At 68.6% G+C, this 12,096-nt stretch carries 12 protein-coding genes; 7 read left to right on the top strand and 5 right to left on the bottom strand.

Translation table 11 applies throughout. The annotated features are described in order from the left end of the window. Positions 1–3: 3 nt before the first annotated feature. Complete coding sequence (locus tag D4739_RS05485) at positions 4–546, top strand: hypothetical protein (RefSeq protein WP_147384819.1); 543 nt, start codon at positions 4–6, stop codon at positions 544–546. 145 nt (positions 547–691) lie between these two features. Here the strand turns inward: D4739_RS05485 and D4739_RS05480 are convergent, their stop codons facing one another. From D4739_RS05480 to D4739_RS05470, 3 genes are all read right to left on the bottom strand, one after another. Continuing rightward, positions 692–2,485: a hypothetical protein gene (locus D4739_RS05480; protein WP_120059626.1), complete on the bottom strand. Its 1,794-nt coding sequence runs from the start codon at positions 2,483–2,485 to the stop codon at positions 692–694. 101 nt (positions 2,486–2,586) lie between these two features. Beyond that, positions 2,587–3,669 carry an inositol-3-phosphate synthase gene (locus D4739_RS05475; protein ID WP_120059625.1) on the bottom strand — a complete coding sequence of 361 codons (1,083 nt, stop codon included), beginning with the start codon at positions 3,667–3,669 and terminating at the stop codon, positions 2,587–2,589. A gap of 49 nt (positions 3,670–3,718) precedes the next feature. Next, positions 3,719–4,297 carry a PadR family transcriptional regulator gene (locus tag D4739_RS05470; RefSeq protein WP_120059624.1) on the bottom strand — a complete coding sequence of 193 codons (579 nt, stop codon included), beginning with the start codon at positions 4,295–4,297 and terminating at the stop codon, positions 3,719–3,721. Positions 4,298–4,450: 153 nt separating this feature from the next. Here D4739_RS05470 and D4739_RS05465 point away from each other — a divergent pair, with 153 nt between their 5' ends. Together D4739_RS05465 and D4739_RS05460 are read left to right on the top strand one after the other, a co-directional pair. Next, positions 4,451–6,778, top strand: a complete 2,328-nt coding sequence (locus D4739_RS05465; protein ID WP_147384817.1) for a transglycosylase domain-containing protein — start codon at positions 4,451–4,453, stop codon at positions 6,776–6,778. A gap of 9 nt (positions 6,779–6,787) precedes the next feature. Further along, the gene (locus tag D4739_RS05460; RefSeq protein WP_120059622.1) at positions 6,788–8,161 is read left to right on the top strand and encodes a glycosyltransferase family 87 protein; all 1,374 of its coding nucleotides are present in this window, start codon (positions 6,788–6,790) and stop codon (positions 8,159–8,161) included. On the opposite strand, the gene D4739_RS05455 is transcribed toward D4739_RS05460, so the two are convergent. Beyond that, a complete protein-coding gene (locus D4739_RS05455; RefSeq protein ID WP_120059621.1) occupies positions 8,154–9,221 on the bottom strand; it encodes an alanine racemase in 1,068 nt (355 codons plus the stop codon). The two genes, D4739_RS05460 and D4739_RS05455, sit on opposite strands and share 8 nt — an antisense overlap. Beyond that, positions 9,218–10,018 carry a deoxyribonuclease IV gene (locus D4739_RS05450; protein WP_120059620.1) on the bottom strand — a complete coding sequence of 267 codons (801 nt, stop codon included), beginning with the start codon at positions 10,016–10,018 and terminating at the stop codon, positions 9,218–9,220. Before D4739_RS05450 ends, D4739_RS05455 begins: the two co-directional genes overlap by 4 nt. A 235-nt stretch (positions 10,019–10,253) precedes the next feature. Here D4739_RS05450 and rpsF point away from each other — a divergent pair, with 235 nt between their 5' ends. The 4 genes from rpsF (at position 10,254) to rplI (ending at position 12,038) form a co-directional block, all read left to right on the top strand. Beyond that, positions 10,254–10,541 carry a 30S ribosomal protein S6 gene (rpsF, locus tag D4739_RS05445; RefSeq protein WP_120059619.1) on the top strand — a complete coding sequence of 96 codons (288 nt, stop codon included), beginning with the start codon at positions 10,254–10,256 and terminating at the stop codon, positions 10,539–10,541. An 86-nt stretch (positions 10,542–10,627) separates the two neighbouring features. Continuing rightward, complete coding sequence (locus tag D4739_RS05440) at positions 10,628–11,203, top strand: single-stranded DNA-binding protein (protein ID WP_120059618.1); 576 nt, start codon at positions 10,628–10,630, stop codon at positions 11,201–11,203. 137 nt (positions 11,204–11,340) lie between these two features. Continuing rightward, positions 11,341–11,577 (top strand): 30S ribosomal protein S18, encoded by a 237-nt coding sequence (gene rpsR / locus D4739_RS05435; RefSeq protein ID WP_120059617.1) that lies wholly within the window; start codon positions 11,341–11,343, stop codon positions 11,575–11,577. Between the two features lie 14 nt (positions 11,578–11,591). After that, entirely contained in the window at positions 11,592–12,038 is a 447-nt protein-coding gene (gene rplI, locus D4739_RS05430) for a 50S ribosomal protein L9 (RefSeq protein WP_120059616.1), read from the top strand. The last annotated feature ends 58 nt before the right edge of the window (positions 12,039–12,096 follow it).

Here is a 12,096-nt window from a genome sequence, read left to right as displayed (position 1 = left end):
GTGATGCCGCGTCGGTCTTCCTGGTCAGTCGTCCCTGGTGCCCTGCTCGCACTTGCTCTGACGAGTTGCTCGCAGGAGGTCCCGCTGGGTGCGGGCGCGCCCACCCGTGGGGCCGTCGACGGGCCGGGTCCGGAGCCGACCGTCATCCCGACCGACCGCAACGAGGGCTTCCAGTACTGCGGAGGTCCGGGTCGCTACGTCGCCTACGACACCTTCGAGGTCACGGGACCGGTCCTCGCGGGAGCCGCTGTGCTCGACGGCTCGGCACGACTCGATGACGTCACCTACGCCCCCAAGCCCCAGGGGCAGGAGCCGACCGGGGGCATCCTCGGCGCCCTGCCTTCCCGCGAGATGACCGCGACCAACTGGAAGGCCCGCAAGCCGCTCGACGGTGCGCACCTGGACGCCGGCACCTACTACCTCTTCGCGGAGTTCGTCGCGCGCGACGACGACCACCTGACCTCCGTCTCGCTGCCCTTCACCACGACGCAGGGCGCCCACACCGCGACGTACCTCCAGAACGCGCTGTTCGACTCGAACTGCTGACCGGTGGTCGGGCAGCGCGCCGGCGACACGAATCCGGCCCGGACAGGCCCGACCAGCTACGACGCCAAGGCCTTCCGACCCGCGGCACGTACGGCGAGTCGCGGGCGGTTGCGCTGACAGGTGGCCGCCCAGATGAACGCGGCGGCTACTGAATCATCTTGAAACGAACCGTGCCGGTGATCGTGGTCGGACCGCCGGGGTGGCTCACGCTCACGCTGAACTGCCCGGTCTTGTACCCGTTCGCGTAGGCGCCGTTGAGGTACACCCAGTTGCAGGCCTCGCCGTTGGGCACGATCTGGAAGGTCCTCGTCGTGCCAGCCGGGACCGAGCCGGACGCAGGGCTGAGCGAGGCCCAGTTCTTGCCGCCCTTGGCGATCACACTGCCGCTCCAGAGGGCGGATTCGTTGCTCCGGCTGTTGTCCACGGTGATCGTGATCGCTGTGAGCTGGTCGCCACTCGACCCCCCGCAGTCCCGGGTCCACGAGTTGGGGGAGACGCGGAAGTCGACGTACGGGGCGGGCGCCTGCGTCGTGGGCTTGGCGGTGGTGGGCTTGGCGGACGGCTTCTTGGTGGCCGAGGGCTTCGGGGTCGCGGAGGTGGCTGAGGCAGACGCCGAGGCGCTCGCCGAGTCCGACTCGGTCGGCGAGGCGGAGACCGACTCGCTGGAGGACGCGCTCGGCGACCCGCTCGGCGAGGCACTCGTGGAAGCGGAGGTGGTTGCTGTCGGGATGCCCGAGGGGAGGGCGACGGTGTCGCTGTCCGCGGGCGGAGTGACGGCACCAGCGTCGATCGGGACCAGTCCGACGCCGACGGCGCCGATGACGGCCACAACGGTGCCGACGCCGACGACGGCGCGGATCGGGGTGGTCAGCCGACCGCCGCCGACGATGAGTACGCCGAGCCCGAGGAGGCCGACGACGCCGATCGCGCCAGTCCAGGGCAGGCGCTCGGCCGTCCAGGAAGGAGCCGGTGGCGGGAGCACCTTGCCGCAGAGCCCGATCGCGAGCGAGGACGACGAGTTGCCCTCGTTGGACGCGATGGTCCAGCCGCGGGAGGTGCTGTTCCAGGGCAGGAACACCCGAAGGTCTGCCATCCCGGCTCCGGTGTCCCAGCCGGCGTTGAGGAGGAACTCGTCGCTCGCACACTCGGCGTTGAGGTAGGGATGGGTGCCCTTCGCGACCCGGGTCTCGACGCGATCCGTCAGCCCGGAGAGGCAGAACGCCGAGGAGTACCCGCCGCCGGCACCGGTCACTACGGTCCAGCCGTTCGGCTCCGGGTAGCTGGCGCGGACGTTGGCCGCGTCCCAGCCGCCCGTCACCGGCACGTCGCCCGCACGGCAGGTCGCGGTCACCTCGCCAGCGTCGGCGCGGTCGGCGCTGGTCGAGTACGTCGTGAAGCCCGCGGGCAGCTTCGCGCAGACGGCGTACGCCGTGTTGCTGGCACGCGGATCGCCGCCGCCCTCGACTCCCCATGCCCGGTCGCCATCGGGGCGGTTCGCTGTGGTCCTGCCCTGCAACCCGGACGGGAAGTAGAAGCCGCCGGCGACGGCGTACTCACCCAGGGCGCAACTGGCGCTCGCGCCGCTGTCCGTGCCGGGGGTCCAGTTCGCCTCGACGATCCGGAACGGCACCGCTGTGGCGAAGTCGAGGCAGACGACGGACTTGTGGAGCGTGGTGTCCGCGGCTGCTTCCCAGGTGCCGCGGCTGCCGATCATGGCGGGATGCCAGCGCAGCAGCGGGTTTCCGGACGAGGAGTAGTGACCGCCGAAGGTCGGGACGTCGCCCGCGTCGCAGCCGTTGTCAGCGGTGCGGAGGTAGGTGCCCCGGAAGGTGAAGTCGTCATCGGCGGCCTGGGCGGGCGCGGCAGCAAGGAGCGTGCCGAGCACGACGAACAGGGCCGGAAGGAGGCGAACGCCTCGCAGGCGCAGGCGCAGGATCACGGATCAAACGGTAGTGGTCTGGACCGGACACTGCGGACGAAAAGCACGAAACCGCCGGCCCCTGGACGGGACCGGCGGTTTCGGGTGTCAGACGGGTGAGGTCACTCGCCCCGGATGAACTTCTCGAGCAGGATGCGACCCTCGGAGTCCTCGATCTGCACCGGCGGGCTCTTCATGAGGTACGCCGAGGCGGGGATGATCGGGCCACCCTCGCCGCGGTCGAGCGCGATCTTCGCGGCCCGGACGGCGTCGATGATGATGCCGGCGGAGTTCGGGGAGTCCCAGACCTCGAGCTTGTACTCGAGGTTGAGCGGGACGTCACCGAAGGCGCGACCCTCGAGGCGGACGTAGGCCCACTTGCGGTCGTCGAGCCACGCGACGTAGTCGGACGGACCGATGTGGACGTTCTTGCTGTCGATCAGGTTGGCCAGCGGGCCGGTCAGGTTCGACGTGACGGCCTGGGTCTTGGAGACCTTCTTGGACTCAAGACGCTCGCGCTCGAGCATGTTCTTGAAGTCCATGTTGCCGCCGACGTTGAGCTGGTACGTGCGGTCGAGCACGACGCCGCGGTCTTCGAAGAGCTTCGCCATCACGCGGTGGGTGATGGTGGCGCCGACCTGCGACTTGATGTCGTCGCCGACGATCGGGACGCCGGCGTCCTCGAACTTCTTGGCCCAGACCGGGTCAGAGGCGATGAAGACGGGGAGGGCGTTGACGAAGGCCACGCCGGCGTCGATCGCGCACTGGGCGTAGAACTTGTCGGCCTCTTCGGAGCCGACGGGGAGGTAGGAGACGAGGACGTCGACCTCCGCGTCCTTGAGCGCCTTGACGACGTCGACCGGGTCAGCGGCGGACTCCTCGATGGTCAGCGCGTAGTACTTGCCGATGCCGTCGAGGGTCGGGCCACGCAGGACCTCGACGCCGGCGAACGGGACGTCGGCAATCTTGATCGTGTTGTTCTCGGAGGCGTTGATGGCCTCGGAGAGGTCCTTGCCGACCTTCTTGTCGTCGACGTCGAACGCGGCGACGAACTTCACGTCGGAGACGTGGTAGTCGCCGAACGTGACGTGCATCAGACCCGGGACGGTGCCCGTCGGGTCCGCGTCCTTGTAGTACTCAACACCCTGCACGAGGGAGCTGGCGCAGTTGCCGACTCCGACGATGCCTACGCGTACGGAACCCATCGGTTTCCTCTTCCTGGTCGCTGTGATCTAGCTGTTCTGGTTGTTCTGATCAGGTCTGTTCGGGCTGCGGGGGCTGAACCACCGGAGCGCCAGCGCGCTCCGCGTTGATCAGCTCCGAGAGCCAGCGGACCTCACGCTCCACTGACTCGACACCGTGGCGCTGCAGCTCCGCGGCGTACCGGTCCATCTCCTTCTGGGTCAGCGCGAGCTGGCCCTGGACCCGCTCGAGCCGCTCCTGGAGACGGGTGCGCCGACCTTCGAGGACCCGCAGCCGGATCTCCATGTCGGTGCGACCGAAGAATGCGAAGCGGATGTCGAAGGTGTCGTCGTCCCAGGCGGCCGGGCCGACCTCGGACATCAGCCGGACGAACTCACGATCGCCGGCTTCGGTGAGCTGGTAGACGATCCGCGGGCGCCGGCTGGCCGGGCTCGTGGACGCAACCGTGTGCTCCTCGATCCACCCCGACCGCAGCATCTTCTTCAATGCCGGGTAGAGCGAGCCGTAAGAGAGGAGACGACCCCAGCCCAGCATCAGATTGAGCCGCTTGCGAAGCTCGTATCCGTGCAGGGGGGACTCGTGCAGCAGCCCCAGGACTGCCAGCTCGATCGTCTCTCCACGCTTTGCCACAGACCTATCGTACCGATATATCGCTGAATGGTGAATTGCAGATGAACCAATGGCGCGTCGACGGCCGCGTACCCTAGCCAGCGCACGACCCCATGCAGATCCGGAACACCGGCAGGCCGCGAGGCGCCGGGCAGACTCGTGGAGAACCTCTCAGTGGCAAACAAGCGTCGGGCCTCGGGCCCTGCCCGCAAGCGTCCCGCAGCCAAGCGATCCTGGCTGCGACGCGTCCTGCTCCTCTTCGTCACCCTCGGCGTCGTGGGAGCGCTCCTCGGCGCTCTTGCTGTCGTGATCCTCTACAAGGCGATCGACATCCCGAACCCCAACAAGGAGTTCCAGACCCAGACGACGCACGTCTACTACGCGGACAAGAAGACCGAGATCGGTCAGTTCGCGATGCAGAAGCGCGACCGCATCGACTACGCCGACATGCCGCAGTTCGTGAAGGACGGCGTCGTCGCGGCCGAGGACCGGACCTTCTGGACCAACCCCGGCATCGACATCAAGGGCATCATCCGCGCGGCCCTCTCCAACGCGAAGGGCGGCGGGTCCCAGCAGGGTGCCTCCACGATCACCCAGCAGTACGTCAAGATCCTCTACCTGACCTCGGAGCGCTCCTACAAGCGCAAGGTCAAGGAGGCGATCGTCGCCCGCAAGCTGAGCAAGCAGCAGTCCAAGGACCAGATCCTCGAGGGCTACCTCAACACCATCTACTTCGGTCGCGGTGCCTACGGCATCGAGGCCGCGGCGCAGACCTGGTTCGGCGTGCCGGCCAAGGACCTCAACCTGCGCCAGAGCGTCGCGCTCGCCTCGGTGATCAACAACCCGACGCAGTTCGACCCCGCCAACGGTGAGGACAACGCCGACGCGATGCTGAACCGCATGCAGCGCGTCCTGGCCGGCATGGTCGAGATGGGCAAGATCACCCGGGCCGAGGCCAGCGAGGCCGGCTCCGAGCTGCCGAAGTTCCACAAGGGTCGCGCCACGCCGTCGCTCGGTGGCCAGCGTGGACACGCGCTCGCCCTGGTGAAGAAGGAGCTGCTCCGGCTCGGCGTCGCGAGCGAGAGCGAGATCGACGGCGGCGGCCTGAAGGTCTACACGACGCTGAGCCGCAAGGTCATGAAGGCCAACGAGGACGCGGTCAAGGAGATCAGGCCCGACGGCCTCAAGGAGCTGCACATCGGTTCGGCCTCCGTCGAGCCCGGCACCGGCGCCCTGCGCGGCTTCTACGGCGGCCAGGACTACCTGGATTCACAGATCAACTGGGCACTGGCCGGCGGACAGGTCGGCTCGACGTTCAAGGCCTACGCACTGGCTGCTGGCATCGAGGCGGGCTACTCGTTGAAGGACACCTTCGACGGCGACTCGCCGTACTACTACAACGGTCAGGGGACCGGCGCCTTCGCCGTCAACGAGGAGACCGGCATCGACCACGGCCCGGTCAACCTGATCAAGGCGACCGAGCAGTCGATCAACTCGGCATATGCCGACCTGACCATGTCGATCCCGAACGGCCCCGAGACGATCATCGAGACGGCCAACCGCCTCGGCGTTCCCGAGAACGGCAAGGGCGGCGTCGACAACCTCTACAAGTCGCCTGGTCTCGAGCCGGTCTACAGTGTCGCGCTCGGTTCGGCGACCGTTGCTCCGGTCAACATGGCCAACGCCTACGGGAGCTTCGCCAACGGCGGCCAGGCCGCCAAGCTCTTCGTGATCGACAAGGTCGTGGGCCGCGATGGAGAGGTGCTCTACAAGCACCGCGTGAAGACCCGCGAGGCCATCAGCGAAGACATCGCCGCGGACGTCACCTACGCCCTGCAGCAGGTGGTGAAGTCGGGCACCGGCACGGCTGCAGCGGCGCTCGGTCGCCCCGCCGCCGGCAAGACCGGCACCGCGACGGCGGACTCGAGGACCGGAGGCAAGGACTTCACCTCCGCTGCCTGGTTCGTCGGCTACACCCCGCAGCTCTCCACCGCTGTGATGTACGTGCGCAGCGGCGCTGATGGTCGCCCCGAGGCCCTCGACGGGTATCTCTCCTGTGAGTTCGGTGGCTGTTATCCCGCCCGGACCTGGGCCACGTTGATGCGATCTGCCCTCGAGGGTGAGCCGGTCGAGTCGTTCCCGCCGCCGGCGTACGTCGACGGTGAGGCGCCGGAGTCGGGCCACGCCCCGAAGCCCACCAAGACGCCGACCTGCAAGGGCGACCAGAAGCCCTCCGAGGACGACTGTGTGGCACCGAAGCCGACCAAGACGCCGACGGCCACCGCCAGTGCGACTTCGTCGGCCACGCCGAGTGCGACGCCGACGGAGACCAAGCACACCGGGAAGCCGACCGACACAGCGACGGCAACGACGACGACATCGCCCTGCGTCGACATTCCGCCGGGCACATGCCCAGAACCGACCGATCCGGGCGGACCGGGCAACGGCGGCGGCAACGGCGACGGTCGAGTCGCGCCGCGCCTGTACGCCACCAGGGACTGACGCACCGCAGTGCAGGAGCGACACGTCGCCCCGACCCTCGATGACCCGGTCCTGACCGCGGTCAGCGAGGGCATCGGGGGACCCATCGGCGCGCATGCGCGTCCTGCGCGCTGGTGGACTCCGGGCCGCGTCGTACTCGTGCTGGTCACGCTCGCCTTCGCGCTCGGCATGCTGCAGAAGCAGCCCTGCTGGGCCGACGACTGGGGCGACGGGCACGAGCGCTACGTGAAGATGTGCTACTCCGACGTGCCCTACCTCTACACGGGTCGGGGGTTCGCCGAGCTGCTCTGGCCCTACGAGGACGATGCGGAGGTCCGCGCCAAGTACGAGGTCATGGAGTACCCCGTCGGGATCGCGTACGCCGCGTGGGGCACCGCGCACGTCGTGCACTGGCTGACCGGAGGCGGGTCGGTCGAGCCGCTGGCCTCGGTCGACGCAGGGAGGCTGCTCGAGGACCCCGAGGTACGCCGCGAGATGCGCGGTTTCGTGGTGGCCACGACGCTGCTGATGTTCCTTGCCACTCTCTTCGCCGCGTGGGCGCTCGTGCGCGTCCACCGCACGCGCCCGTACGACGCGGCGCTGTTCGCGGCATCACCGGTCCTGGTGGTCAACGCGCTGGTCAACTGGGATCTGCTCGCGGTCGGGCTGGTGGCCGGTGCGCTGCTGGCCTGGTCGCGCAACCGGCCCGTGCTCACCGGCGTGCTCATCGGGCTCGGCGCCGCCACCAAGCTCTATCCGCTCTTCCTGCTCGGCGGCGTACTCGTCATCTGCCTGCGCCGTCGGGCCTGGGGCGACGCGGCGAAGGCGTGCGCCGCGACGGCAGCGGCCTGGCTGCTGCTGAACCTTCCTGCGATGGCGACCGGCTGGGCCGAGTGGAAGCACTTCTGGGCGTTCAACGACGACCGCGGCGCGGATCTCGGCAGTCTCTGGATGGTGATTTCCCAGGCGGGCGTCCCGGTCACGGCCGAGCTGATCAACAACGTGTCGCTGGCCGCGTTCGGCGTGTGGTGCCTGGTCGTCCTGGCCATCGGCCTGCGCGCTCCGATGAACCCGCGCCTTGCCCAGCTCGGCTTCCTCGTGGTCGCCGGCTTCCTGCTGGTCAACAAGGTCTACTCGCCGCAGTACGTCCTCTGGCTGCTGCCGCTGGCGGTCCTGGCCCGACCTCGCTGGCGCGACCAGCTGATCTGGCAGGCGTGCGAGCTCTTCTACTTCGCGAGCGTCTGGTGGTACCTCGACGGACAGCTCGCCCCGGGGGGCGGCAACCAGTCCGTCTTCTACTGGGTGGCCATCGTCGTGCGCGTGCTCGGCGAGATGTTCCTGATGGCGATCGTGATCCGGGACGTGCTGCGCCCGGCGGCGGATCCGGTGCGCGAGATCAGCTGACGACCGTCTGGTCGAAGGTCATCGTGGTCAGCCGTGCGCGCACCTCGACCTCGTCCCCGATCGCCGGCAGCTCCGCCTCGTCGGGGAGATAGAGCAGCGACGCCTGTGCGTGCGGGGGCTCGGCGAAGTAGCGCGGCTTGCCGTCGACGACGTACGGCGAGCGAACGAGGCCCGCGGCATCGAGGCTTCCGCGCGCGAGCGTCGTGGCCCGTGAACGGAGGCTGAGGTCGCCGGCCGGTGCCTCGAGCCCGATGCCATGGGCGGCACCGCCCGAGACGACGAGCAGATGGCCACGGCGCGGGACCGCGCGGCCCCGGTAGCCGAAGGTCGACCCGCGTTCGAGCCGGTGCAGGTCGAGCACGTGCGCGCGCACCCGCAGAGCGGTGGGGTCGCCGAGCCAGAGCTCCGCGCCGAGGCGGGGGCGGATGACGACGTCGGGATAGATGGAGCGGGCTGCGATCAGCTCGGGCTCGGTGAGGTGGCCGACCCAGATCGTGCGCGTGGGCAGACCGGAGCTGACGACGTCGGTCATCAGCCGGTGCAGCTCGGTGAGGTGACCGCCCTCGGTCGCGGGGAAGTCGAACGCGATGCCTTCGAGCACCGGGCCCTCGGTGCTGTCGGGGCCGGTGTGCTTGGCGAGGGCATGCACCATCGCACGCATGTCGCGGGCGGAGAGGCCGTGCGTGCGCAGCGAGGTCATGCGCTCCAGCACGAACCGGGCGTGCGGGTCGATCTGCAGCAGCGGAGGGATGTCCTCGACCCGGGTCACCGTGTGGATCAGGCGGCGGTCCGGTGTGAACGTCGCGGCGGTCCCGAACGGGCGGAATGGGGTCAGCACCAGCAGGTCGCCGGTGAAGAGCCGCGCGACGTGCTCGATCTCGTCGTAGGTGCCGAGCGCCAGGGTGTCGGCGCGGAGGTTCTGCGCCTCGAGGGCCAGTCGCCGGTTGGTCAGGCCGTAGCCGTTGCCCTTCGCGACGGGCACGAAGCCGGGGGTCCGGCCCGCGACGGCGCCGACATGGTCGCGCAGCCTCGTGCCGTCGACGTACAGGGTCAGGCTCATGCGTGCTCCAGCCGCTCGCGCAGCCAGCCCGCGTCGGCAGTGTGCTCGGGGGCGCCACCCGGCGTCTCCAGGATCGCCGGTGCGCCCGCGTCGCGGATCACGGCTGTCAGGAGGTCGGGATCGATCTCGCCGGCGCCGAGGTTGGCGTGGCGGTCGGCGCCGGAGTCGAAGGTGTCGCGGCTGTCGTTGGCATGGACCAGGTCGATGCGACCGGTGATGGCGCGGACGTCGTCGACGATCGTCTCGAGCGGGTTGCCGCCCGCGTGCGCGTGGCAGGTGTCGAGGCAGAAGCCGACCATGTCCGACTGCTCGGTGCCCTCGATCGCGTCCCACACCCCGGCGATCCGCTCGAGGTAACGCGTCATCGCGTTGTCGCCGCCGGCCGTGTTCTCGATCAGCAGCGGGATCTTGATGTCCGTTGCCTCGATCGCCTTGCGCCAGTTGGTGAAACCGATCTGCGGGTCCTCGTCGTCCTTGAGGTGCCCGCCGTGGACGATGAGGCCCTTGGCGCCGATCGAGGCGGCGGCGTCCATGTGCGACTGGAGCAGCTTGCGGCTGGGGATGCGGAGCCGGTTGTTCGTGGTCGCGACGTTGATCAGGTACGGCGCGTGGACGTAGAGGTCGATGCCGGTGGCCTCAGCGTCGGCGCGCAGCCCTTCGGCGCCACCGGCGTAGGCGATGACCGGGCCCTTGTAGCTCTGCGGGTCGCCGAGGAAGAACTGCACCAGCGTCGTGCCGCGCGCCTGCGCCTCGGCGATCGGATCGGTCTGGTCGACGTGCGCTCCTACGGTGATCATGGGGTCGAGTCTAGGAACGAACACCGACGTCCTGTCGACGAGCGTGCGACGAGCGGCCACACGGCATACGACTTCTTCCCGGGCACGGGGACGACGATTTCGTGGCGGCGCCGCGCCGCTGATAACCTGCCATGTCCTCTCGGCTCTGCTCCCGCCGGGCGCAACCGGGTGGACAACGCATTGCCCTCCTGCCACGGAGAGACCGTGGCCGCGAAGTCCAGAGGAGGTGGCGCTAATGCGCGCATACGAAGTTGTGGTCATCCTTGACCCGAGCCTCGAAGAGCGGACCATCGAGCCGTCGCTCGACAAGTACCTCAACGTCATCCGCAACGACGGTGGCACCGTCGACAACGTGGACGTGTGGGGCCGTCGTCGTCTTGCCTACGAGGTCAAGAAGAACGCCGAAGGCATCTACGCCATCCTGAAGCTGACGGCCACCCCGGCCACGGTCAAGGAGTTCGACCGTCAGCTGACCCTCAACGAGTCCATTCTCCGGACGAAGGTCCTCCGCGCCGACGCCTGATCTGTGGACGGCTCCTACCGCTTGTCGGTGGAGCCAGACACGATGGCCCGACACGGAAATCTTTTTAGGATCAGAGGAGACCTGACATGGCAGGCGAGACCGTCATCACGGTAGTCGGCAACCTGGTTGACGACCCGGAGCTCCGCTTCACGCCCTCGGGCGCGGCAGTGGCCAACTTCCGGATCGCATCCACCCCCCGCACCTTCGACAAGAACAGCAACGAGTGGAAGGACGGCGACGCCCTCTTCCTCTCCTGCTCGGTCTGGCGGCAGGCTGCGGAGAACGTCGCCGAGTCCCTGCAGCGCGGCATGCGTGTCGTCGTTCAGGGTCGCCTGAAGGCCCGCACCTACGAAACCCGCGAGGGTGAGAAGCGCACGGTCTTCGAGATCGAGGTCGAGGAGGTCGGTCCTTCGCTGAAGTACGCGACCGCCAAGGTCTCCCGCACCACCCGCTCGGGTGGCAACAGCGGCGGTGGTGGCGGCGGCTTCGGCGGCGGTCCCTCCGGAGCTCCTGCAGGTGGCGCTCCCGAGTCGGACCCGTGGGCCACGCCCGCGGCGCCGGCCCAGGGTGGTCAGGGCGGCGGCTGGAACGCCCCGTCCGCGCCCGCTCAGAACGACCCGTGGGCAGCCCCGGGTGTCGGTGGCGACGAGCCCCCGTTCTGATCGCTCTGATCTACAGGTCTTTTGATCTGGGCAAGCCGGTCGCGTTCGTTCGCGCCGGCTGCACCAACTGAATACGTCCCTTACCCGCCAACCATTCCGGCTCTCATCAGCCGGGCTTCTAGAAAGGAAGCACCACAATGGCCAAGGCAGTTATCCGCAAGCCGAAGAAGAAGGTTTGCCAGTTCTGCAAGGAGAAGGCGTCCGGTGTCGACTTCAAGGACACCACGCTCCTCCGCAAGTTCATCTCCGACCGTGGCAAGATCCGCGCGCGTCGCGTGACCGGCAACTGCGTCCAGCACCAGCGCGACGTCGCGATTGCCGTCAAGAACGCTCGTGAGGTTGCTCTGCTGCCCTACACGTCCACCGGTCGCTGAGGGGAGCTGCACTGATGAAGATCATTCTGACCCAGGAAGTGGCGGGCCTCGGCTCCGCTGGCGACGTTGTCGAGGTCAAGGACGGCTACGGCCGTAACTACCTGATCCCGCGCGGCGACGCGATCCGCTGGACCCGTGGCGGCGAGAAGACCGTCGAGTCCATCAAGGCTGCTCGCACCGCTCGCTCGGTGCGCGACCTGGACCACGCGGCCCAGATCAAGGCGAAGCTCGAGGCTGCTCCGGTTGCCCTCCAGGTTCGCGCCGGTGACGGTGGCCGCCTGTTCGGCGCCATCACGGTCTCCGACATCGCCGGTGCCCTCGGCACCGCCGCTGGCGAGGCCGTCGACAAGCGCACGATCGTTGTCGGCAACCCGATCAAGTCGCTCGGCGCCCACCAGGTGTCGGTCAAGCTGCACGACGAGGTGTCGGCCACGGTCGCCCTCAACGTCATCGCCAGCTGACACAAGCACCACGCTTCACGCCGGACCCCGGTTCGCCCCTCGTGGGTGGGCCGGGGTC

The organism is Nocardioides cavernaquae (genome assembly GCF_003600895.1).
GTDB classification, from domain to species: Bacteria; Actinomycetota; Actinomycetes; order Propionibacteriales; family Nocardioidaceae; genus Nocardioides; species Nocardioides cavernaquae.
Note: the sequence above shows the minus strand (reverse complement) of the source record. Positions and strands in the feature narration are given on the sequence as shown.

What these genes read in the sequence shown, in the direction of transcription:
- D4739_RS05485 (WP_147384819.1), top strand. Translation starts at nt 4, where the DNA reads ATGCCGCGTCGGTCTTCCTGGTCAGTCGTCCCTGGTGCCCTGCTCGCA.
- D4739_RS05450 (WP_120059620.1), bottom strand. Translation starts at nt 10,018, where the DNA reads ATGATCACCGTAGGAGCGCACGTCGACCAGACCGATCCGATCGCCGAG.
- D4739_RS05440 (WP_120059618.1), top strand. Translation starts at nt 10,628, where the DNA reads ATGGCAGGCGAGACCGTCATCACGGTAGTCGGCAACCTGGTTGACGAC.
- D4739_RS05475 (WP_120059625.1), bottom strand. Translation starts at nt 3,669, where the DNA reads ATGGGTTCCGTACGCGTAGGCATCGTCGGAGTCGGCAACTGCGCCAGC.
- rpsR (WP_120059617.1), top strand. Translation starts at nt 11,341, where the DNA reads ATGGCCAAGGCAGTTATCCGCAAGCCGAAGAAGAAGGTTTGCCAGTTC.
- D4739_RS05455 (WP_120059621.1), bottom strand. Translation starts at nt 9,221, where the DNA reads ATGAGCCTGACCCTGTACGTCGACGGCACGAGGCTGCGCGACCATGTC.
- rplI (WP_120059616.1), top strand. Translation starts at nt 11,592, where the DNA reads ATGAAGATCATTCTGACCCAGGAAGTGGCGGGCCTCGGCTCCGCTGGC.
- rpsF (WP_120059619.1), top strand. Translation starts at nt 10,254, where the DNA reads ATGCGCGCATACGAAGTTGTGGTCATCCTTGACCCGAGCCTCGAAGAG.